General features: G+C 46.2%; 19 protein-coding genes, 14 tRNA genes and 1 riboswitch. Of the genes, 27 read left to right on the top strand and 6 right to left on the bottom strand.

The window, feature by feature from the left end; translation table 11 throughout:
• Positions 1–47: 47 nt before the first annotated feature.
• From AC4EG4_RS15735 to AC4EG4_RS15800, 14 genes are all read left to right on the top strand, one after another.
• A tRNA-Arg gene (locus AC4EG4_RS15735) sits at positions 48–124 on the top strand.
• 26 nt (positions 125–150) lie between these two features.
• Positions 151–227, top strand: a tRNA-Pro gene (locus AC4EG4_RS15740).
• 6 nt (positions 228–233) lie between these two features.
• Positions 234–309 (top strand) — tRNA-Ala (locus tag AC4EG4_RS15745).
• Positions 310–329: 20 nt separating this feature from the next.
• Positions 330–403 (top strand) — tRNA-Met (locus tag AC4EG4_RS15750).
• Positions 404–411: 8 nt separating this feature from the next.
• Positions 412–488 (top strand) — tRNA-Ile (locus AC4EG4_RS15755).
• Positions 489–503: 15 nt separating this feature from the next.
• Positions 504–596: transfer RNA gene (locus AC4EG4_RS15760), tRNA-Ser, on the top strand.
• A gap of 64 nt (positions 597–660) precedes the next feature.
• Positions 661–737 (top strand) — tRNA-Met (locus AC4EG4_RS15765).
• 3 nt (positions 738–740) lie between these two features.
• Positions 741–816 (top strand) — tRNA-Asp (locus AC4EG4_RS15770).
• Positions 817–832: 16 nt separating this feature from the next.
• A tRNA-Phe gene (locus AC4EG4_RS15775) sits at positions 833–908 on the top strand.
• Between the two features lie 6 nt (positions 909–914).
• Positions 915–988: transfer RNA gene (locus AC4EG4_RS15780), tRNA-Gly, on the top strand.
• 14 nt (positions 989–1,002) lie between these two features.
• Positions 1,003–1,079: transfer RNA gene (locus AC4EG4_RS15785), tRNA-Ile, on the top strand.
• A gap of 1 nt (position 1,080) precedes the next feature.
• Positions 1,081–1,155, top strand: a tRNA-Asn gene (locus AC4EG4_RS15790).
• A gap of 4 nt (positions 1,156–1,159) precedes the next feature.
• Positions 1,160–1,250 (top strand) — tRNA-Ser (locus AC4EG4_RS15795).
• A 6-nt stretch (positions 1,251–1,256) separates the two neighbouring features.
• A tRNA-Glu gene (locus tag AC4EG4_RS15800) sits at positions 1,257–1,328 on the top strand.
• A 13-nt stretch (positions 1,329–1,341) separates the two neighbouring features.
• Here AC4EG4_RS15800 and AC4EG4_RS15805 read toward each other — a convergent pair.
• Both AC4EG4_RS15805 and AC4EG4_RS15810 read right to left on the bottom strand, forming a co-directional pair.
• Complete coding sequence (locus AC4EG4_RS15805; RefSeq protein ID WP_490988326.1) at positions 1,342–2,307, bottom strand: DMT family transporter; 966 nt, start codon at positions 2,305–2,307, stop codon at positions 1,342–1,344.
• A gap of 119 nt (positions 2,308–2,426) precedes the next feature.
• Positions 2,427–3,338, bottom strand: coding sequence for a 1,4-dihydroxy-2-naphthoate polyprenyltransferase (locus AC4EG4_RS15810; RefSeq protein WP_490978931.1), 912 nt, complete (start codon positions 3,336–3,338; stop codon positions 2,427–2,429).
• A gap of 171 nt (positions 3,339–3,509) precedes the next feature.
• On the opposite strand from AC4EG4_RS15810, the gene AC4EG4_RS15815 reads away from it, so the two are divergent.
• The 8 genes from AC4EG4_RS15815 to AC4EG4_RS15850 all read left to right on the top strand — a co-directional run bounded on the left by AC4EG4_RS15815 (position 3,510) and on the right by AC4EG4_RS15850 (position 12,381).
• On the top strand, positions 3,510–4,901 hold the full coding sequence (locus AC4EG4_RS15815) for an isochorismate synthase (RefSeq protein WP_490988327.1): 1,392 nt from the start codon (positions 3,510–3,512) through the stop codon (positions 4,899–4,901).
• Complete coding sequence (menD, locus tag AC4EG4_RS15820; RefSeq protein ID WP_490988328.1) at positions 4,888–6,588, top strand: 2-succinyl-5-enolpyruvyl-6-hydroxy-3-cyclohexene-1-carboxylic-acid synthase; 1,701 nt, start codon at positions 4,888–4,890, stop codon at positions 6,586–6,588. Before AC4EG4_RS15815 ends, menD begins: the two co-directional genes overlap by 14 nt.
• Positions 6,585–7,412 (top strand): 2-succinyl-6-hydroxy-2,4-cyclohexadiene-1-carboxylate synthase, encoded by an 828-nt coding sequence (gene menH, locus AC4EG4_RS15825; protein WP_490988329.1) that lies wholly within the window; start codon positions 6,585–6,587, stop codon positions 7,410–7,412. The genes menD and menH overlap by 4 nt, the downstream gene beginning before the upstream one ends.
• Positions 7,409–8,227: a 1,4-dihydroxy-2-naphthoyl-CoA synthase gene (gene menB, locus AC4EG4_RS15830; RefSeq protein ID WP_490988330.1), complete on the top strand. Its 819-nt coding sequence runs from the start codon at positions 7,409–7,411 to the stop codon at positions 8,225–8,227. Before menH ends, menB begins: the two co-directional genes overlap by 4 nt.
• 63 nt (positions 8,228–8,290) lie before the next feature.
• A complete protein-coding gene (locus tag AC4EG4_RS15835; RefSeq protein WP_490988331.1) occupies positions 8,291–9,724 on the top strand; it encodes an o-succinylbenzoate--CoA ligase in 1,434 nt (477 codons plus the stop codon).
• Positions 9,715–10,776, top strand: a complete 1,062-nt coding sequence (gene menC, locus AC4EG4_RS15840) for an o-succinylbenzoate synthase (protein WP_490988332.1) — start codon at positions 9,715–9,717, stop codon at positions 10,774–10,776. The genes AC4EG4_RS15835 and menC overlap by 10 nt, the downstream gene beginning before the upstream one ends.
• A 162-nt stretch (positions 10,777–10,938) precedes the next feature.
• Positions 10,939–11,658, top strand: a complete 720-nt coding sequence (locus AC4EG4_RS15845; protein ID WP_490988333.1) for an AAA family ATPase — start codon at positions 10,939–10,941, stop codon at positions 11,656–11,658.
• Between the two features lie 54 nt (positions 11,659–11,712).
• The gene (locus AC4EG4_RS15850) at positions 11,713–12,381 is read left to right on the top strand and encodes an MOSC domain-containing protein (protein WP_490988334.1); all 669 of its coding nucleotides are present in this window, start codon (positions 11,713–11,715) and stop codon (positions 12,379–12,381) included.
• Between the two features lie 69 nt (positions 12,382–12,450).
• On the opposite strand, the gene AC4EG4_RS15855 is transcribed toward AC4EG4_RS15850, so the two are convergent.
• Both AC4EG4_RS15855 and yidD read right to left on the bottom strand, forming a co-directional pair.
• On the bottom strand, positions 12,451–13,533 hold the full coding sequence (locus tag AC4EG4_RS15855; protein ID WP_490988335.1) for a metal ABC transporter solute-binding protein, Zn/Mn family: 1,083 nt from the start codon (positions 13,531–13,533) through the stop codon (positions 12,451–12,453).
• A gap of 87 nt (positions 13,534–13,620) precedes the next feature.
• Entirely contained in the window at positions 13,621–13,851 is a 231-nt protein-coding gene (gene yidD, locus AC4EG4_RS15860) for a membrane protein insertion efficiency factor YidD (protein WP_490978922.1), read from the bottom strand.
• A 109-nt stretch (positions 13,852–13,960) separates the two neighbouring features.
• Between yidD and AC4EG4_RS15865 the strand changes: the two genes are divergently transcribed.
• The 3 genes from AC4EG4_RS15865 (at position 13,961) to AC4EG4_RS15875 (ending at position 15,692) form a co-directional block, all read left to right on the top strand.
• Entirely contained in the window at positions 13,961–14,407 is a 447-nt protein-coding gene (locus tag AC4EG4_RS15865) for a Dps family protein (protein WP_490978921.1), read from the top strand.
• Positions 14,408–14,473: 66 nt separating this feature from the next.
• A complete protein-coding gene (gene ytkD / locus AC4EG4_RS15870; protein WP_490988336.1) occupies positions 14,474–14,932 on the top strand; it encodes an RNA deprotection pyrophosphohydrolase in 459 nt (152 codons plus the stop codon).
• A complete protein-coding gene (locus AC4EG4_RS15875; protein ID WP_490988337.1) occupies positions 14,913–15,692 on the top strand; it encodes an alpha/beta hydrolase family protein in 780 nt (259 codons plus the stop codon). The genes ytkD and AC4EG4_RS15875 overlap by 20 nt, the downstream gene beginning before the upstream one ends.
• 53 nt (positions 15,693–15,745) lie before the next feature.
• Here AC4EG4_RS15875 and pckA read toward each other — a convergent pair whose 3' ends face one another.
• The gene (pckA, locus tag AC4EG4_RS15880) at positions 15,746–17,335 is read right to left on the bottom strand and encodes a phosphoenolpyruvate carboxykinase (ATP) (RefSeq protein WP_490988338.1); all 1,590 of its coding nucleotides are present in this window, start codon (positions 17,333–17,335) and stop codon (positions 15,746–15,748) included.
• A 320-nt stretch (positions 17,336–17,655) separates the two neighbouring features.
• A riboswitch (SAM riboswitch) is annotated at positions 17,656–17,768 on the top strand.
• Between the two features lie 202 nt (positions 17,769–17,970).
• Between pckA and metK the strand changes: the two genes are divergently transcribed.
• Positions 17,971–19,179 (top strand): methionine adenosyltransferase, encoded by a 1,209-nt coding sequence (gene metK / locus AC4EG4_RS15885; protein ID WP_490978917.1) that lies wholly within the window; start codon positions 17,971–17,973, stop codon positions 19,177–19,179.
• A gap of 62 nt (positions 19,180–19,241) precedes the next feature.
• Here the strand turns inward: metK and AC4EG4_RS15890 are convergent, their stop codons facing one another.
• Positions 19,242–19,751, bottom strand: coding sequence for a gamma carbonic anhydrase (locus AC4EG4_RS15890; protein ID WP_490988339.1), 510 nt, complete (start codon positions 19,749–19,751; stop codon positions 19,242–19,244).
• A 95-nt stretch (positions 19,752–19,846) separates the two neighbouring features.
• Here AC4EG4_RS15890 and AC4EG4_RS15895 point away from each other — a divergent pair, with 95 nt between their 5' ends.
• On the top strand, positions 19,847–20,653 hold the full coding sequence (locus AC4EG4_RS15895) for an alpha/beta hydrolase (protein WP_490978915.1): 807 nt from the start codon (positions 19,847–19,849) through the stop codon (positions 20,651–20,653).
• Positions 20,654–20,657 lie beyond the last annotated feature (4 nt).

Here is a 20,657-nt window from a genome sequence, read left to right on the forward strand (position 1 = left end):
TCCGGTCCTCGGCACCATTTATGCAAAACCAAATGAATAGATTGCAAGCGCCCGTAGCTCAATTGGATAGAGTACTTGACTACGAATCAAGCGGTTAGAGGTTCGAGTCCTCTCGGGCGCGCCATATTTTTACCCTCAGCAATTCAAGTTCGGGAAGTAGCTCAGCTTGGTAGAGCACTTGGTTTGGGACCAAGGGGTCGCAGGTTCGAATCCTGTCTTCCCGACCAAACAATGGGGCCTTAGCTCAGCTGGGAGAGCGCCTGCCTTGCACGCAGGAGGTCAGCGGTTCGATCCCGCTAGGCTCCACCAACTATATTAATAAAGATCCTGGCGGCGTAGCTCAGCTGGCTAGAGCGTACGGTTCATACCCGTAAGGTCGGGGGTTCGATCCCCTCTGCCGCCACTTTTTTAGGACCTTTAGCTCAGTTGGTTAGAGCAGACGGCTCATAACCGTCCGGTCGCAGGTTCGAGTCCTGCAAGGTCCACCATTTATCTATTATCACGGAGGAATACCCAAGTTTGGCTGAAGGGATCGGTCTTGAAAACCGACAGGGGAGTCAAATCCCGCGGGGGTTCGAATCCCTCTTCCTCCTCCATTATTTTTAAAATGTGTGGACAATTTTTATTAAAGAATGTGTAAGAAGCAATTTATATCATTATCGCGGGGTGGAGCAGTTCGGTAGCTCGTTGGGCTCATAACCCAAAGGTCGCAGGTTCAAATCCTGCCCCCGCAACCAAATGGTCCCGTGGTGTAGCGGTTAACATGCCTGCCTGTCACGCAGGAGATCGCCGGTTCGATCCCGGTCGGGACCGCCATTTTTTTCAAAGTTGTGGGTCAGTAGCTCAGTCGGTAGAGCATTAGATTGAAGCTCTAAGTGTCGGCGGTTCGATTCCGTCCTGACCCACCATCTTTTGCGGGTGTAGTTTAGTGGTAAAACCTCAGCCTTCCAAGCTGATGATGAGGGTTCGATTCCCTTCACCCGCTCCATAATTTATACATATGGGCCTATAGCTCAGCTGGTTAGAGCGCACGCCTGATAAGCGTGAGGTCGATGGTTCGAGTCCATTTAGGCCCACCATTCCGAAGTAGCTCAGTGGTAGAGCACCGCACTGTTAATGCGATGGTCGTAGGTTCGAGTCCTACCTTCGGAGCCATACTGGGGAAGTACTCAAGTGGCTGAAGAGGCGCCCCTGCTAAGGGTGTAGGTCGGGCAACCGGCGCGAGGGTTCAAATCCCTCCTTCTCCGCCAGTATTAGGCCCCTTGGTCAAGCGGTTAAGACACCGCCCTTTCACGGCGGTAACACGGGTTCGAATCCCGTAGGGGTCATTATAAAAAAGCGTCATGCATTTAATTGCATGACGCTTTTTTTCGTTTTAGTGGAAATATAGCTGTGAAGCATCATCCCAAGCATCACGAGCAATATGCCAAATAACGATAAACCGGATGGAAAAGCAATGGATAGAAACAGAACTTCACCTACTAAAGCAAATAAAACTTCCATCGATTGAGTGGCTTCAACGGCGCCTAGCTTTTGCATGTTTCCCCTAACCAGATCTGTAGCTTTAAAGAAAAGAACGGTAGCAATAACGCCTGAGCTGATTGCGACGATCAAAGTTTGAAAGCTTTGCGACGCTGTTGGTCCGCCTACTGTAATGGCGCCATAAAGCGATAGCAAGAGCCAAAAAGGCAAGCTGGCTAAAGACATTCCTAAAACTCGCTGATAAGCATCCAGCCTGCCTTCACATATATCCATCATTTTTCTATTGCCGAGCGGATATGCAAAAGCAGCGATCACTACTGGAATAAAACCAAGCCACAATGTTGTGGAAGATACGGCTGCCAGGTGCTCTAGCTGCATCAAACAAACCCCTGCGACTATAATAAACGAGATTAACAAGCCTTTTAGAGGGATTTTTCCTCGTATTTGAATTGTCTCTTTATTGCTATGTATCGTAATTAGAAATAGCGGGGCCAAAAGTGTACCTGCGATAATAGTAATTTGCCATGTGCCTGCAATAAGCCAACCTGGGGAGTAAGCAGCAGCAAAACACAGGGGAGCGTAAAATAAACCGAATCCGACAAAGCTCCATAACAACCAAGCTCTTTTGTTTCTGTTCATTTCCTGCAGTAACGGCTTCAGGTTTCTTCGGAAGAGGACAATCACCAGCAAAAAGGGAATCATGAAGATAAAGCGAAGAGAGGCGCTCCAAATCCAACTCCCGCCACTGGCTTCCATTGTAGCGTTTAGTACAAAAGTAAAGGCAAAGAAAAAAGCAGCGATAATGCCAATTATAATGGGTTTCATCCGACAGCCTCCTAAAACAAACACTTTTAATGATTTATCTACTATACCGCATGCTTAAATTTCATCATAGTGTTATTCAAACTAAAAAGGGATCCCTGTGGAATCCCTTTTACACATTATTATAGAAGGTAATCAATCAATAATCCGATGCCGAGCAAGAATGCGACAAAGGTATTCGTTTTGCCTGTATCTTTCATGGCTGGCATCACTTTGAGCGGTTCAGTGAAGCGTTTGAAGATCTGAACGACTTTAATCGGTTTTAAGACACTGAGAAAGACCAGCAAGGCCCAAGGTGTCAGCATTCCTGTAACGACAAGAATGACAATCCAAGCGTACGCCAAGATAAAGAACCACATAAGAATGTTGACCGCAGCAGGCCGTCTAACCAAAATGGCCAATGTTTTGCGGCCGCTTTCCTCGTCTCCGACAATGTCACGGATATTATTGGACAACATAATTGCAGCTACTAATAAGGTACTTGGAACAGCAAGCAAGGAAGCTTCCCATGTCACCATTCCGGTTTGAATGTAGAATGCAATGATGACGATCAAATAACCCATAACCACTCCGGAAAATAGTTCACCGAAAGGCGTGTAAGCAATCGGGTAGGGTCCGCCTGTGTAAAAATAGCCGATCATCATCGCAATTGCCCCAACAACCAAAAGCCACCAGCTGGTTTGTGAGCAAATATAGATTCCGATAACCGCGGCGATCCCATAAAATGCTAGAGCTAAAGCCAAAACAGTTTTAGGTTTGACGCCGTTTCGAACAATTGCGCCGCCGATGCCGACAGAGTTTTCATTGTCCAGGCCTCTGGCGAAATCATAGTATTCGTTGAACATATTGGTGGCCGCCTGAATCAACAAACTTGCGACAAGCATCGCCAGGAATAAAATCCAATCAATAGGGGAATGGTTTAAAGCAATCATCGTTCCCAAGAAAACGGGAGCGAAGGATGCGGTTAATGTATGCGGGCGGGTCAACTGCCACCAAACGCGCCATCCGCTGTCCGCTTGTAGTGAATGTGTCATCTCTATCTCTCCTTTAATTCTTTCCACTGTTTATTGTACTTCAAAATAGAAGGGAATACAGCAAATGATGTGCTGATTTTAGTAGAAAAGAGTATGATAGAGGATAGAGATTAAAAAGTAAAACAGTTAGTGGAATAAACGAGACGCTTGTCTTAAAACGGAGGTATTCAGGTGAATTCAGAATCGTCTTCATCGATCCAACAGCCTGCGGAAAGCCAATACGAAGGCTACCGCTTTTATACGGAAACAATTGAAGTTACCCGGATGTCTGCATTGGCATTTTTTGAAGCCGGGGGAGATGAACATAAGGGAAAACGCATGTATTGGCAAAATCGGGAAAAGACATTCACCTTGGTTGGAATTGGCCATGCGCATGTTCTTTCTACAGGTGAATCAACAGGACGATTTGAGAAAATCAAAGAAGACTGGAAGAGCTTGTGCCGCCAAATTGTCAATGAAGAAAATTCGGTTCAACCTGTACTTTTTGGAGGCTTTTCATTCGATCCTTTGAACAACAAGCCGAGTGAATGGACAAGGTTCCCACAGGCTTTTTTTGCAGTGCCGACTTTTCAGTTGATTTTAAAAGGTGAGCAGGCTTTTGTCAGCATTCATCTCATCACGGATCAACAAGAAAGCTTTGCGGAGTTTGAAGCGATGCGCAAAGAGCGCGACAAATTGATTCACGCGGCTCAAGTATCAGAAGTGGATAAATACGATAAGCCCCGGGCGATTGGCCGAACAGAAATGAGAAAAGAAGAATACATGGCTTCGGTTCAAAAAGTAACCGATATTATAAAGGCTGAAGAAGTGGAAAAAGTAGTGATTGCAAGAACGCTAAAGCTGGAATACGACCATAAGCTTTCTCCGGCTTCAGCACTCTATCAAGTTTCCAATGAACAGCCTGAAAGCTTCCTGTTTGGCTTGGAGGCAGAAGAACAGTTTTTCTTTGGAGCGACTCCAGAGCGGTTGGTGAAAGTGGAAGACCGAAAAGCACTCTCAACGTGTTTAGCGGGTTCTACACCTCGAGGGAAAACCATGGAAAAAGACATCGAACTGGGCGAAGCTTTGCTGCAAGACCCGAAAAATCGGGCAGAGCATCAATACGTGGTGAAGATGATCGGCGAAGTATTTGAAGCAAACTGCAGCCGGACAGTTGTCCCTAAATTGCCTAAGTTGTTAAAAATTAGAGATATCCAGCATTTGTATACACCAGTGGAAGGTGTATTAAATCCAGGTGCTACTTTGTTTGATTTGGTAGAGGTTCTTCACCCAACTCCGGCGCTTGGAGGGGAACCGAAATTAGAAGCTTTGGAGATGATCCGTAAATACGAGGCGATGAATCGCGGCTATTACGCAGCTCCTATCGGCTGGATTGATGCCAAAGGAGACGGCGAATTCGCCGTCGCGATCCGTTCAGCTTTATTGGATGGCGAAAAAGCTTATTTATATGCGGGCGGCGGAATTGTAGCAGATTCCACACCGCAATCAGAGTATGACGAGACATGGGTTAAATTCAGGCCGATGCTTCGGGCATTGGGAGGTCAATGGAGTGACGAATCGTAAAGCATTAACCGAATACGTATCTGCATTTACCCATTCGCTGGTCGAACTGGGGGTGTCGGATGTTGTCATCAGTCCAGGATCCCGGTCCACACCGCTTGCCTATGCTTGCATGAAGCAGGAAGGCCTAACGGTTTACCGGCAGATTGACGAACGTTCAGCCGCCTATTTTGCACTCGGCATGGCAAAAGCTTCCGGCAGACCAGTTATGCTGTTGTGTACATCGGGTACTGCAGCCGCCAATTATTTTCCTGCAATCGTTGAAGCCTATTATGCACGTGTGCCATTGATCGTTGTAACGGCAGACCGTCCGCATGAGCTGCGCGAAGTCGGAGCGCCACAAGCCATCAACCAAGTCAATTTGTTTGGGTCTCACGTCAAATGGGCGACAGATTTGCCAATGCCAGAAACAGAAAACCAATTGGCATTCCTGTCCCGCCATCTGCATCGCTCTGTCCAAAATGCCAGCAGCGAACCAAAAGGACCTGTACATGTCAACGTACCGTTCCGAGAACCGCTGCGCATCGATTTTGACCAGGCTTATGAAAGCTTTGGGGAAATCGCTCATTTCGGCGGAGAAATGGCTTTATCGGCCAGCAGCCAGGAATTTCTGCAAAACCTGCTGACAAAAGAAAAGGGTTTGCTGATTGTTGGAGAAATGACTGCGCAAATGCCGGATGAATTCTGGAACTTTGTCCAAAAGCTCGATTGGCCGGTACTGGCAGATCCGTTATCAAATCTGCGAGGCAATGTTCCTCCAGAAGCAATACATCTCATTATTGATTCTTATGATGCCTTACTAAAAAATGAAACATTTAAAAAAGAAGTTGCACCAGAAGCAGTTATCCGGATCGGACCACAGCCGGTGTCGAAGCCGCTCACTTTGTTCCTGGCTGCAGTAAAACCGGCAGTATATGCAGTGTTTGACGAAAGTCCCATGCTGCGGGATGCTCAATCGCTTGCTACGCATCACATTCAGTCATCCGCAAATGCGTTATGGCACATGCCAGTAGAAAAGAAGCAGGAGAACCCGTACCGTGAAAAATGGACAACTGCTTCAGCACTTTACTGGGAAGTGGTCAACCGCCATTGCCAGGAAGAGTTGGATGAGGGCGTCTTGGCAAAAGTATTTTTTGATAAACTTGATGCCTGTGATTTGATTGTTGGCAGCAGCATGCCAATTCGGGATGTCGATACTTACTTTAAAGCGACAGCTCGGGATATCGTGATTTATGCCAACCGCGGAGCAAATGGCATTGACGGTGTGGTGTCGACGGCATTTGGCGTCCAGGCTGCAAACCAGCGTCCAGCGTTTCTGTATATCGGAGACTTGTCATTTTTGCACGACATGAACGGGTTGATAGCGTCCAAAATGCAAGCAACGGATTTGACGATTGTCATCATGAATAACGATGGCGGTGGGATATTCTCTTATTTGCCGCAGTCTCAGGAAGAGCGTTATTTTGAGGATTTGTTCGGCACGCCGACAGGACTGACATTCGTTGATGCCGCAAAAATGTATGATGCGCAGTATGTTGCAGTGGAAACGGCAGAACAATTGGTACAGGCGTTGGATCAGCCAAAAGACAAACCCGTCAAAATCATTGAAGTGTTTACAGAGCGCCAGCATAATGTCACAACACACCGTAAGCTATGGAGCCGCTTTGACGAGGAGCTGGCCAAGCAATGAAGCTTGCTATTAACGGAACCCGTTATCACCTTGAAATCATGAACGGGGACAAACAACAAACGGTTGTCTTTTTACATGGCTTTACGGGAAGCACAAAAAGCTGGCAGCCCGTTATTGAAGCTTGGCATGAATCTAGAATCGTCCTGATCGATTTGATCGGCCATGGCGAAACGGATTGTCCGGAAACGGTTGAGCCTTATTCTATGGAGAGGCAGCTGGAAGACTTGGATGCTTTGTTCGAACAATTGAATTTGGAAAGCTTGACGCTTGTCGGCTATTCAATGGGCGGTCGGACGGCACTTGCATATGCTTGCAGATATCCAAAGCGCATTAACGCATTGGTGTTGGAAAGTGCTTCTCCTGGACTGTCGAGTGAAGTGGAGCGTCAAGAACGCCGCAAGCGCGATGAAGAGCTGGCCGAACGAATTGTTGCTGGCGGAATAGAAGAATTTGTTGACCGCTGGGAAAATATTTCACTATTTGACAGCCAAAAATCCTTGCCTGAGCCGGTGAAGCAAGCTGTCCGGGAAGAGCGCTTAGCACAAAACCCGGTGGGCCTTGCGAACAGCCTGCGGGGCATGGGCACCGGTGCACAGGCGTCTTATTGGGATCGGTTGACAAAGCTGGGCATACCGGTTTTGTTGATAACGGGACTGCAAGATAAGAAATTTAAGGCGATCGCCAATGAGATGTCTGAGCGATTGCCGGACGCTGTTCACAAAACTATTGATGCCGGCCATGCGATACATGTGGAAAAACCTGTTGAATTTGCTACAATAGTAAGAGAGTATTTAAGTTTGAACTATCAAGGAGGAAAATCATGACACGCGAGTGGATTACAGAACGTACATATGAAGATATTAAGTATGAAATTTTTAATGGCATTGCAAAAATTACCATCAACCGTCCGGAAGTGCGCAACGCCTTCCGTCCGAAAACAGTTCATGAGTTGATTGATGCATTTTCACGTGCACGCGACAATGCAGATGTAGGCGTCATTGTTTTGACTGGCGAAGGCGAAAAGGCTTTCTGTTCAGGCGGCGACCAATCGGTACGCGGACATGGCGGTTATGTTGGGGAAGATGAAATTCCACGTTTGAATGTTCTTGACCTTCAGCGTTTGATCCGTGTGATTCCAAAACCGGTCATCGCAATGGTGGCAGGGTACGCAATCGGTGGCGGACACGTTTTGCACGTAGTTTGTGACTTGACGATTGCTGCAGACAACGCACGCTTTGGCCAAACAGGGCCGCGCGTAGGTTCATTTGACGCCGGCTACGGGTCGGGTTACTTGGCTCGCATCATCGGACATAAGAAAGCGCGTGAAATTTGGTACCTATGCCGTCAGTACGATGCGCAGGAAGCATTGGATATGGGCTTAGTTAACACAGTTGTGCCTCTTGAGCAGTTGGAAGATGAAACGGTTCAATGGTGCCAGGAAATGCTTGAAATGAGCCCGACTGCACTGCGTTTTGTTAAAGCCGCAATGAATGCTGACACAGACGGCCTTGCTGGACTGCAGCAGATGGCTGGAGACGCAACCCTATTGTATTACACAACGGATGAAGCAAAAGAAGGCCGCGATGCGTTCAAAGAAAAACGCAAACCGGACTTTGGCCAATTCCCGCGTTTCCCGTGATTATCGAATAATTGAAAGCTGTCCTCCCAGGGGACAGCTTTTTTTGAAGAAAGGATTTTTTAGATGACGTATCCGAACTGGTTAAGCCAGCGGAGTTATTTGAGTGGCGATCGAATGGCTTTGTCGTTTGGGGAAAAGCAATGGACATTTTCAGAAACTAATGACCTGGCGCTTGAATATACCGGTAAATTGACTGCACTCGGCATAACAGCAGATTCGCGTGTCGCGATTCTGGCAAAGTCGAATCCAGCGTTTGTTTTTGTCATGTATGGCTGTCTTCATTTGGGCTGCGAAATGGTCATGCTGAACGAGCGGTTGGCGAAAGCAGAACTGGCGTATCAAATCGAAGATTCTGGAGTGGACCACGTGTTGGTGGCCGATCAGCTAACAGGTAAAGTGACATCCTCCACAATAATTTTATTCAGTGAACTCGATGCAGCTGTGCCGGTGAGATTCGAACCGCAGCAACAGTGGCGACAGGACCGCACCATTTCCATCATGTATACATCCGGAACTACAGGCAATCCCAAAGGCGTTCGGCAAACAGCCGAAAATCATTTTTCAAGTGCGGTGTCTTCAGCGCTCAATCTCGGCATTGCACCTGACGATGTGTGGCTGTGTTCCGTTCCCTTGTTCCACATCAGTGGCTTTTCGATTTTGATGCGGTCGCTGGTTTACGGCATGGGTGTGCGGCTCTATGAAAAGTTTGATGCGGAGCGCAGTGCAGAGGAAATTTGTAAGGGTACCGTGACTCATATGTCAGTCGTAGGAGTTATGCTGGAACGGATTTTAAGCAATGTGGAACAATCTCGAACACATGCGTCTCCTCGGTTTAAAGCAGTTCTTGCTGGTGGCGGACCGATTCCAGTCGATTACATCAAGCGTGCCGAAAAATGTGGAATTCCGGTTTTGCAAACCTACGGAATGACGGAAACGTCCTCGCAGACCACAACTTTGCAATCGGCAGATGCGGAGCGGAAAATAGGCTCTTCCGGCAAACCGCTATTTTTATACGAAGTCAAAATAGATGATACGGAAAAACCAGGAGAAAATGGAGAAATTCTCATTCGCGGGCCTCAAGTGACGCCGGGCTATATTGGCAAATTTAGCGAGCGGAATGTGCATGAAGACGGCTGGCTCCATACGGGAGACATTGGCTATTTGGATGAAGAAGGCTTTTTATTTGTCGTGGACCGGCGTTCAGATCTGATTGTTTCGGGCGGAGAGAACGTTTACCCAGCGGAAATTGAGAAAGTTTTGCTGGCCCATCCGGCTATTCGGGAAGCCGGTGTCTGTGGTGCAGCAAGCGAAAACTGGGGCGAAGTTCCTGTAGCATTTGTGGTGCTAAACAAAGAAGCAACAACGGATGAATTGCTGGTGTATTGCCGTGAGCAGCTGGCTTCTTACAAAGTGCCAAAAAGGCTGTCATTTGTCGAGTCGCTGCCGCGCAATGCGTCGAACAAACTATTGAGAAGAGAGCTGAGAGCATGGCTGTAACAGTCCGGAACATCCAGCTGAAAACAGTTCGACAGCCGCTGCGGTCCCCGTTCAAGACAGTATTGCAGCAAGTGGAAGAACGGGAAGTGATCGTGGTTTCAGTCACAGGTGAGGCGGGTCACGTTGGCTACGGGGAATGTGTGGCTTTTGAAACGCCATGGTATACGGAAGAAACCATCGTCAGCTGCCGGTTTGTGCTGGAACAAGTTCTAGTGCCGCTGCTCATAAATAAAAGCTTTGAGAACCCACAGCAGGTATGGGACTTGTTTGCTGCGGTTAAAGGCAATAGAATGGCCAAAGCTGCTATAGAAATGGCCGTGTGGGACTTGTTCGCCAAGCAGCAAAAAAAGCCATTGTGGAAGTTCGTAGGAGGCTCTCAGCAACCGGTTCCTGCAGGCATTGTAGTAGCAGCGGATCCGCTGAAAATTGAGGGTCAGGTAGCCCGTGCTGCCGAAGCCGGTTATAAGCGAGTCAAAATAAAAATACATCCGGCCATGGAGGTTGCTTTGTTAAAATCCGTAGTCGCTGCTTATCCGGAGCTGCAGTTTTTTGCAGATGCCAATGGCAGCTTTCAAGCAAACAGTTTTGACCGGTTGATGGCATTTGACGAAATTGGTTTTGCGCTAATTGAACAACCTTTTGGCGAACGGCAATGGGCATTGCATGCACAGGCAAAAAAAGAACTCCAGACGAAAATCTGTTTGGACGAAAGCATTGCTTGTCTGGAAGATGTTCAGCAAATGATCGATCAGCGAGCAGGCGACATTGTGGTATTGAAAATGAGCCGGCTTGGCGGCTGGACTGAAACCTTGAAAGTGGTTCGCTTATGCCAGGCAAATTCCATTGAGATGTGGGTCGGGGGCATGATAGAGTTTGGTGTATCAAAAGCCCATAACCTGGCATTGGCTTCTTTGCCAGGAATAGCCTATCCAGGCGATTTTTCAGCTTCCCGGCATTTCTGGGAAAAAGATATTATCGAACCGGAAATTACGGTAGAAAACGGTGAAATTCGTTTAAGCGATCAGCCAGGCTTGGGATACCAAGTAGTCTGAATCGATTGCATTCAGGCTTTTACATAAAAGGAAATAAAATCAGAACAGTGGTTTTCACTGGGAATAAAGTATGGGATAATGAATAAAAATTATAATTGTTGAATAAGTATTAGTTTTATTTTGCAGGCAAAGAATAGAAGCAGCGCGCAAGGAGCTGGGCAAATGTTTTTAAATCGGATCAGTTTGATAAAAGAGAACATTGAAGATTTTGAACAATACCCGTTTGATATTCCGTTGATTAGCAGTTTGGACCAATTGGATTTGAGCAGTGCGGTTACATTTTTTGTGGGAGAAAACGGATCTGGCAAATCTACGCTTCTTGAAGGAGTCGCCGATAAATGTGGATTCCATACAGCGGGTGGAGGACGCAATAATTCATATGATGTCCATGCATCGGAATCTGTACTGGGCGATTATATCCGTCTTTCCTGGATGCCAAAAGTAACAAATGGGTTTTTTATGCGGGCAGAATCCTTTTATCATTTCGCCACTCATCTTGAAGAGGTTGACGGGGATGGATTTCAGTCTTATGGCGGCCGTTCGTTGCACGAACAATCCCACGGTGAATCGTTCCTGTCATTATTTTTAAACCGCTTTAACGGCCGTGCTTTGTACCTGTTAGATGAGCCGGAAGCAGCATTGTCTCCGCAGCGCCAGTTGACGTTTCTGCGGATTTTAAAAGACTTGACCGAAGAAGACGATTGCCAATTTATCATCGCCACTCATTCACCTATTTTGCTTGGGTATCCGGATGCTGAAATTTTCAGTTTTGACGGAGGATCGATTGAGAAGATCGAATACGAAGAGACCGATCACTATCGAATTACGAAATACTTTCTGGATCATCGAGAAAAATTTTTAAAAGAAATATTGGACGATTGATAATTTATTGCAGATAGAGAAAAGTAGATCTGATTGATAAAGGTGGGGTGGCATATGAGAGGTTTTGGGAAGGCAGTTATAACAAGCTTTGCTGTCGGATTGCCCGAAAAAATGATTTACGAAAATGGCAAGGAAGTAGAAACCGCAATTCGTAAGGAGCAAGTAGAGGAAGTATTTCTAAGCAAAGATGGTTTTCATGGCGATGGCGTAGCTGATGTGAAGCACCACGGAGGACCGGAGCGTGCTGTCTGCATTTATCCACATGAGCATTATGATCTTTGGAACAGCCATTTTGAAACGGAGTTGCCCCGTGCTGCTTTTGGAGAAAACTTGACCATAACGAATATGCTGGAGCAGGATATTTGCATCGGTGATATTTTCCAAATTGGTGAGGCGGTCATCCAAGTAACGCAAGGGCGTGTTCCCTGCAATACCATTGACAGGCGCCTTGACATGAAACCTTTGCTGAAAGAAATGGTGAGGACCGGATATACCGGTTATTTATGCCGGGTACTGGAAGAGGGCATAATCAGAGCTGACTCGCCTGTCCGTCTAGTGGCGAAAGATCCTCAGCGAGTATCTGTCCTTTATGCCAATGAAATCAATTTCCACCGAACAAAAGATATCGATGGGATTGTCAAAGTGCTTGAAGCAGAAGAACTGGCGGATGAATGGCGTCAGTTCCTGACCAAGCGATTAATCAAGTTGACAGCGGGAAGCTGACTTAGCTATAAAGATAATAGAAAAAAGCACGGCTGCAAAATTTTGCAGCCGTGCTTTTTTTGTCTTTAATTATTTAAGAATCGTTTCAAGAACTTGCAGGTTTTTTTCCATCAATGTGAAATAGGTTTCTTCGTTGTCGATGTTTTCCTGTGTCAACACACCGAGATTGTGCATTTCAATCGCTTCTGCACCTACTTCATTTTGAATGACTTCAGTCAGGTTGGACGAAACATTTTGTTCAAAGACAATGTACTCTATATTTTCTGCTTTTGCTTGATCAACAATTTCCGTCAACTCTTTTTGCGAAGGTTCATCCTGGCTATTCAAGCCGGCAATCGCCACTTGCTCAAAACCATACGGCTCTGACAAATAACTGAAAGCGGCATGAGACACGAAGAAAGTGTCTTTAGTAACGCGTTCGCCCAAAGCCTCGAACGAGCGATCCAAGGTCTCCAGTTCCACGACCAGTTCAGTGTAGTTGCTTTCATAAGTAGCTGCATTTTCTGGATCTGCTTCTGTTAATGAATTTTTAATCGATTCTGCCAGTTTTTCGCTTAGTGATGGAGACATCCACACATGCGGATCGGTCGAACCGTGGTTATGGCCGTCGTGGCTTCCAGTTTCTTCTGAGTGTGCTTCATCATCATGCGCTTCGTCACTATGAGCTTCTTCATCGTGTGCGTCTTCACTGTGAGCTTCTTCGTCATGCGCTTCGTCACTGTTAGCCTCTTCATCGTGTGCTTCTTCGTCATGAGCTTCATCACTATGGCCTAAAGCTGCTTCCAGTTCTTCGTCTGAAATAGCGTCAGCAGTCGCGACAAATTCAACATTTTCGTTCTGCAAAGTGTCTTGGGCGCTGTCAATAAATCCTTCCAGGCCAAGTCCAATAGAGAACATCAAGTCTGCATCTGCCAGCCCGATCATTTCTTGCTGTGTCGGCTCGAAGGTGTGTTCATTTGAACCTGCCGGATAAATTGATTGCACATTCACCAAGTCGCCAGCAATGCGTTCTGTAAAATAAGTGAGGGGATAGACTGTTGTATAGACTTCGAGCTTTTCAGGGTTTTCATCCACACTCTGAGCTTCTTCACTTGTATCTCCACAAGCGGCTAATAATAGTGGCAAGGTTGCCAGTAATAGGATCTTTTTCATGTTCTACCTCCAAAATGTAATCGTTACGTTTTAATGACTAGTTGAATATTACAGGATGATTCCAAAAAACACAAGAAAAACCACCAATTATTTTTTTGGTGGCCATTCTTCCGGGACAAAATCGATTCCGCCTTTGTGGAAAGGGTGACAGCTTAAGATGCGTTTGGCTGCCAAATATCCACCTTTTAAGGCGCCATGTTTTTCTACAGCCTCAATGCCATAATGCGAACACGTTGGATAGAAGCGGCAGCTTGGGGGCGACAGAGGAGAGATAAACCGCTGATAAAAGCGAAAAGTCTTCAGTAGCATTGTCTTCATAGTTCTTCAGCTCTTTTCGGATAGATTACATCGTATGTTTATTGTAGGGGGATTAGAGGTAATAATAAAGTATAAGTACTTATCAAAACTAATTGGAGTGTGATTGGAAATGTCTACAGAATTAAACCAAGAATTAAACGTACAAGTGGCGACATGGTCAGTTGCCTACACAAAATTACATAATTTTCATTGGTATGTAAAAGGGCCTTCGTTCTTTACATTGCATGTGAAATTCGAGGAATTGTACAACGAAGCAACTCTTCATATGGACGAAATCGCGGAGCGTTTGCTGGCACTGGGTGGGAAACCTGTGGCTACAATGAAAGAGCAGCTTAAGCTGTCCGTAATTGAAGAGGCTAATAGCAAAGAGTCAGCTGAAGATATGGTCGATACAGTGGTTAGTGACTACGACAAAATCATGAAATCATTGAAAAAAGGCATGGAGTTGGCAGCGGCAGATGGGGATGACATGACAGAAGACATGTTTAATGCCATCCATCAGAACCTTGAAAAACATTCATGGATGTTATCAGCATTCCTTGGCGAAAAGAAGTAAAATAGAAGTATACAAGCGTACACTGAAAGTTAGTGTACGTTTTTCTTATGGCATCGAGGTGGAAAAATGCAGTATCAGGATCTAAATGGTTATCAATGTGAACTATCATTTGAAAAAAATAGCTTTTCTTTAGAAAGCAGGCATGTACTGGTCATTTGCCAATACGAGGGCAAGTGGGTGCTGACCCAACATAACGAGCGGGGCCTGGAGTTTCCAGGAGGGAAAGTAGAAGCTGGGGAACGTTTACAAGGAGCTGCAAAACGGGAAGTATACGAAGAGACCGGCGCTCAAGTAAAAGAGCTGGAATGGTTTGCAGAGTATGTGGTGCATTCGGCGAAACCATTCTGCAAGACTGTTTTTATAGCTGAAGTTGAAAAAGTGGATAAAATTCCGCTACTTGAAACAAAGGGAATTGTTTTAATGGGGGAATTAAAGCTGGACGATGAGTTCAGTTTTCTAATGAAAGATGCTGGAATGAGGAAAATTATAGAGAAGGTGAAGCAGCTTGGAAAATGGGAAGATTAAATCAAAAAAACACTTTCCTTCACCAAATCCCAATGTACGCTTAACGGAAATTGTTTATTGGTCAGAAGGATTGAAGGTCAAAGGAATGCTTGCAGAACCAAAAGAACCGGGAAACTATAGCGGCATTTTGTATTTACGAGGCGGCATCCAGTCGATTGGAATGGTTCGCCCTGCGCGTATTGCCCAGTTCGCTGCACAAGGCTTTGTGGTATTTGCTCCGTACTATAGAGGCAATCGAGGCGGCGAAGGCCGAGACGAATTTGCCGGTGCGGATCGTTGGGATGCCGTTCACGCTGTGGATGTCTTAAAAAAATACAGCAACGGGTACGTGCACTTGCTGGCATTTTCCCGCGGTGGCATTATGGCGTTATGGACCGCCGTTTTGCGTTCGGACATTACCTCGCTTGTCACATGGGCCGGAGTTACAGATACGGTGCTGACCTATAAAGAGCGGCCAGACATGCGGCGCATGATGAAACGGCTTTACGGCGGCACACCCAATACGGCGCTTGCCGCATACGAAGAACGCAATCCGTTGATGCGGATTGAAGAAAGCTGTGCGCCCATGCTCATTATCCATGGCCTTCAGGATGAAAACGTCTCTCCTGCCCAAGCCTATCTGCTAGAAGAAACTCTAGCGCTCAACAATCAGCCATACGAAACTTGGTATTTCAAAGATTATACGCATTTCTTTCCACCGGCTGCCAATCGCAAAACAGTTCGGGCAATTTGCCAATGGATGAGAGATAAAGAGCAATAGGAAAGTAAAAAAAGCCCGTTCGGATTTTACTCCGAACGGGCTTTAAGGGATGCTTATTTTTGAAGTGGTCCGCCAAGTGTTGTGATTTCAGGTGCGACAGTACCGAACTTCTGGAAGTTTTCCTGGAATTTTTGTGCCAATTCCACAGCTTTTGAATCGTATGCTTCTTTATCTGCCCAAGCATGGCGTGGGTTTAACACATCGGCTGGTACACCAGGTACTTGTACTGGAATTTCAAGGCCGAAGATAGCTTCTTTTTCAGTCGGCACATCATTCAATTCGCCTTTGATGGCAGCGCGAACCATTGTCCGAGTGTAAGAAAGCTTCATGCGGCTGCCGACTCCATAGACTCCACCCGTCCAGCCGGTGTTGACAAGAAAGACTTGAACATCGTGCTCATCAATTTTGCTGCCGAGCATTTCAGCGTATACCGTTGCGTGCAGCGGCAAGAATGGCGAACCAAAGCAAGTTGAGAACGTTGCTTCAGGTATAGTGATGCCACGCTCTGTACCAGCTAATTTTGATGTGTAGCCACTAAGGAAATGATACATAGCCTGTTCTTTTGTCAGCTTGCTGATTGGAGGCAATACGCCGAAAGCGTCTGCAGTCAAGAAAACAATCGTTTTTGGGTGACCCGCAACTGAAGGATCTACAATATTGTCAATTGCCTGCATTGGGTAGGCGGCACGTGTGTTTTCAGTTAATGAACCGTCGTCATAATCCGGGATGCGTGTATCCGGATCAACAACCACATTTTCCAAAACCGAACCGAAACGGATCGCGTCATAGATTTGCGGTTCGTTTTCACGCGACAGGTTGATGGTTTTTGCATAGCAGCCGCCTTCGATGTTGAAGACGCCATTATCAGACCAGCCATGCTCGTCATCACCGATCAGCTTGCGGTCTCCATCTGCTGACAAGGTCGTTTTGCCGGTACCGGACAAGCCGAAAAATAAAGTTACATCGCCATCTTGTCCTACGTTTGCTGAACAGTGCATTGGAAGAATGCCTCTTTCTGGCAACAAGTAGTTCATAATAGAAAAGATCGATTTTTTCATTTCGCCGGCGTATTCAGTTCCGCCGATTAAAATGATGCGCTGTTCCATGGAGACGATGATGAATGTTTCTGAAGCCGTACCGTCAACTGCAGGGTCTGCCATGAATGTAGGGGCATAAACCACCGTGAAGTCAGCTTCATGCGCTTGCAGCTCTTCAGCTGACGGACGGATGAACAGTTGGTGGGCAAACAAGTTGTGCCACGCGTATTCATTGATGGTTTGAATTGGCACACGTGATTCGTGGTCCGCTCCGGCAAATCCTTTGAAAACGAAAAGAGCATCTTTTTCTTTTAAGTGCTTAATCACCTTAGCGTATAATTTTTCAAACACTTCGCTAGAAATTGGACGGTTCACATTGCCCCAGTCGACTTTGTCTTTAGAGCTTTCTTCTTCCACCATGTATTTGTCTTTCGGTGAGCGGCCCGTGTATTTTCCTGTCTCCGCTTTTACAGCGCCTTCCCGAGTCAATACGGCTTCCCCGCGGGATGTTGCTGCTTCCACTAGTTGTGGCACTGATAATTGAACATGTACATTTTGGCCAGTTAAAAGATCCTTTAAATCATTTGCAAAGTTCACTGAAGTCATATATATGTACCTTCCTTTTCTGTTATTCCCATGGCGATGGGGAGGATGTATATTCGTTCATTAGTATAACACATTAGGTTTATTAGTCTATACTAATCCCCTTCGGAAATCAAAAATTATTGGATAGACTCTATATGAGGCAGGAATCTGCAAGTAAATAAACTGTACAAGACATACAAATGGGTTTGCCTATATAACGAGTTGTAGAGAGCGGGAGGAATGAGCGGAACGAGCAGCAGGCAATTTACTATCTCATTTTAATTCGAAAAAATCATTGACATCCCAGTACTATTTCCGTATGATGAAAAATTGAACGGATACTCTTATTCCGAGCTGGTGGAGGGGACAGGCCCTATGAAACCCGGCAACCTGCTGCATACGCAGTGATGGTGCCAAACCTGAAGCAAGGTGCACAGGCCTTGGATGATAAGAGTGAAAGGTGCTTATGATGATTCTCCTTTCCTCATGATGAATGAGTGAAGGGATTTTTTTATGGAATGCCCTTAATCCTCGTGTGAAAGGCCACAAACGGCTTGAAGTTCAATCTGGATTTTGTCTGGAACGGACTTGACATGGGAAACGAGTACCGTATCAATTTCGAGAGCAATCTCGCAGGATATAAGGAGGAACATTTTTTGAAAAACCGTCGATTATTTACATCAGAATCAGTAACAGAAGGACATCCGGATAAAATTTGTGACCAAATCTCAGATGCTATTTTGGATGCAATCTTGACCGAAGATCCAAACGCACGTGTTGCATGCGAGACCACTGTAACGACAGGGCTGGTTTTAGTAGCCGGAGAAATTACCACTTCTACTTATGTGGACATTCCGAAAGTCGTTAGACAAACGGTAAGAGAAATTGGATACACACGAGCTAAATACGGTTTCGATTCAGAAACAAGTGCAGTGCTAACAGCAATCGATGAGCAATCACCGGATATTGCTGCTGGAGTCAATGTGGCGCTTGAGTCACGCGAAGGCCAAATGACTGATAAAGAATTGGATGATATCGGAGCAGGCGACCAAGGGTTGATGTTCGGGTATGCCAACAACGAAACAGAAGAATTGATGCCATTGCCGATTTCATTGGCACATAAATTGGCGCGCCGTTTGGCTGAAGTGCGCAAAGAAGAAATTCTTCCCTACTTGCGTCCCGATGGCAAAACACAGGTAACTGTTGAGTACGACGAAAACAATAAGCCGCTTCGTGTGGACACAATTGTTATCTCGACGCAGCATCACCCAGAAGTAACACTTGAGCAAATTCAACGCAACATCAAAGAGTACGTCATCAAAGAAGTCGTTCCGGCAAAATGGATTGACGAAGAGACCAAATACTTCATTAACCCAACGGGGCGCTTTGTTATTGGCGGACCTCAGGGAGATGCAGGCTTAACTGGCCGCAAAATCATCGTAGATACTTACGGTGGCTATGCTCGCCACGGCGGCGGCGCATTTTCCGGTAAAGACGCAACAAAAGTTGACCGTTCAGCAGCTTATGCTGCACGTTATGTAGCGAAAAACATTGTAGCGGCTGGCCTGGCAGATAAATGTGAAGTGCAATTGGCATATGCAATCGGTGTAGCACATCCAGTATCGATCGCTTTTGATACATTTGGCACCGGCATTGTGGACGAAGACAAATTGGATGATTTGGTACGCGCGAACTTTGATTTGCGTCCTGCTGGAATCATCAAAATGCTTGATCTTCGCCGCCCAATCTACAAGCAGACAGCAGCTTACGGACATTTTGGCCGTACAGATGTTGATCTTCCTTGGGAGCGTACGGACAAAGCAGCACTTTTGAAAGAACAAGCTGGCGTTGAAGCTGGTATCTAAAACTGTATAAAAATAAAGGACGATCCGGCATTCCTGCCGGATCGTCCTTTTTTGTGCTAGCCCTATTGAAGAGACTTGTAGTAAGCGCCTTTTTCAGCGTATTCGCGGACAATTCGTTCCATGTCCACTTTGTCGTCTTCGCGCAGTTCACGGACAACTTTTGCTGGCCGTCCGAGAGCGAGCATGCCTGGTGGAATGATTTTTCCGGGGGGCACGAGGCTGCCGGCACCAATAAATGCGCCTTCTCCAACTTCTGCTCCGTCTAAAATAATCGAACCCATCCCAACTAATGCCCCTTTTCGAATGGTGCAGCTGTGCAAGGTCACTTGATGGCCAATCGTTACCTCATCTTCTAGCACCAATGGTTTGCCAGGACTTTGGTGCAGCATGCAAAGATCTTGGATATTCACTTTATTGCCAATAACAGTGGGGGATACGTCACCGCGAATCACAGTATTAAACCAAACTGATGAATCGGCGCCAATCGTCACATCACCAGAAATGGTGGTGTAGTCTGCGATGAAAACGGATGGATCAATTTGGGGGAATTTGTCTTTAAATGGATAAATCATGGCAAAGCTCCTTTAAAAAAGATAAGATATTCTATATCGTAACAAATCAAATCAAAACGTCAAATTGGAGCTTGGAATGGAAAGGAAGTTGGACTATGTGGAAATGGCAGGCTGAAGGAACGGCTAAGGCAACAGTTGTGCTGATCCATAGTGCATATGAGCAGCATTTGCGCTATGCATGGCAAATTGAAAAATGGCGAGCGGCAGGATTCGATGTTTATATGGCAGACTTGCCGGGCCATGGCAAAAACGCTGGAGCCGACAAGGTTCACCGCGAATCGTTTGATGTCTACGAACAGGCGGTACATGATATGCTGAAGCTGTCATCGGAAAATGATCTGCCGGTGTTTGTCATTGCCCACGGCCTCGGTGCCACCATCACAATGAATGTTCTTGGCAATCGTAAATTTAACGTGGCGGGAGCTATTTTTACATCTCCTTGGCTGCAGTTAAAAAAGTTGCCGCCAAAAGCGCCCAATTCATTTCCAGGTGTTGCTCAGCTGACAGGACGCAGAAAAATGGACCACGAGATTGCATTGCGTGACCTCACAAGAAGCCAATTCAGCCTCGAACAGGGAGCTGAAAACAACTTGTATCATACTGTTGTAACTGCAGCCTGGTTTAAAGAATTGCAGAGCTATATGAAAGAAACCGCAGCAGCTGTTGAGGTGTATCCGCAGATTCCAACTTATCTGCACACAGCAGAACGGGACGCAATCACCGAAAAGGAAGTTGCGCGACAATGGCTATTAAAACAGCAGCTGACTGAGTTTAGCTACAAAGAATGGAAATACTGTTACCACGACATCTTTCAAGAACCGGAAAAAGAGGAAGTCTTTTTGGCGACGCAAGGATTTATTCATACCGTTTTGCGATCGGTCGGGTACTTGATCCACGAATAAAGGA

This window comes from Planococcus sp. TJ-201, from assembly GCF_058268495.1.

Coding starts and splice junctions, on each gene's coding strand:
- AC4EG4_RS15890 (WP_490988339.1), bottom strand. CDS start 19,751: ATGATTTATCCATTTAAAGACAAATTCCCCCAAATTGATCCATCCGTT.
- AC4EG4_RS15835 (WP_490988331.1), top strand. CDS start 8,291: ATGACGTATCCGAACTGGTTAAGCCAGCGGAGTTATTTGAGTGGCGAT.
- AC4EG4_RS15895 (WP_490978915.1), top strand. CDS start 19,847: ATGTGGAAATGGCAGGCTGAAGGAACGGCTAAGGCAACAGTTGTGCTG.
- menH (WP_490988329.1), top strand. CDS start 6,585: ATGAAGCTTGCTATTAACGGAACCCGTTATCACCTTGAAATCATGAAC.
- AC4EG4_RS15865 (WP_490978921.1), top strand. CDS start 13,961: ATGTCTACAGAATTAAACCAAGAATTAAACGTACAAGTGGCGACATGG.
- pckA (WP_490988338.1), bottom strand. CDS start 17,335: ATGACTTCAGTGAACTTTGCAAATGATTTAAAGGATCTTTTAACTGGC.
- menC (WP_490988332.1), top strand. CDS start 9,715: ATGGCTGTAACAGTCCGGAACATCCAGCTGAAAACAGTTCGACAGCCG.
- AC4EG4_RS15845 (WP_490988333.1), top strand. CDS start 10,939: ATGTTTTTAAATCGGATCAGTTTGATAAAAGAGAACATTGAAGATTTT.
- AC4EG4_RS15855 (WP_490988335.1), bottom strand. CDS start 13,533: ATGAAAAAGATCCTATTACTGGCAACCTTGCCACTATTATTAGCCGCT.
- menB (WP_490988330.1), top strand. CDS start 7,409: ATGACACGCGAGTGGATTACAGAACGTACATATGAAGATATTAAGTAT.
- ytkD (WP_490988336.1), top strand. CDS start 14,474: ATGCAGTATCAGGATCTAAATGGTTATCAATGTGAACTATCATTTGAA.
- yidD (WP_490978922.1), bottom strand. CDS start 13,851: ATGAAGACAATGCTACTGAAGACTTTTCGCTTTTATCAGCGGTTTATC.
- AC4EG4_RS15805 (WP_490988326.1), bottom strand. CDS start 2,307: ATGAAACCCATTATAATTGGCATTATCGCTGCTTTTTTCTTTGCCTTT.
- AC4EG4_RS15810 (WP_490978931.1), bottom strand. CDS start 3,338: ATGACACATTCACTACAAGCGGACAGCGGATGGCGCGTTTGGTGGCAG.
- AC4EG4_RS15850 (WP_490988334.1), top strand. CDS start 11,713: ATGAGAGGTTTTGGGAAGGCAGTTATAACAAGCTTTGCTGTCGGATTG.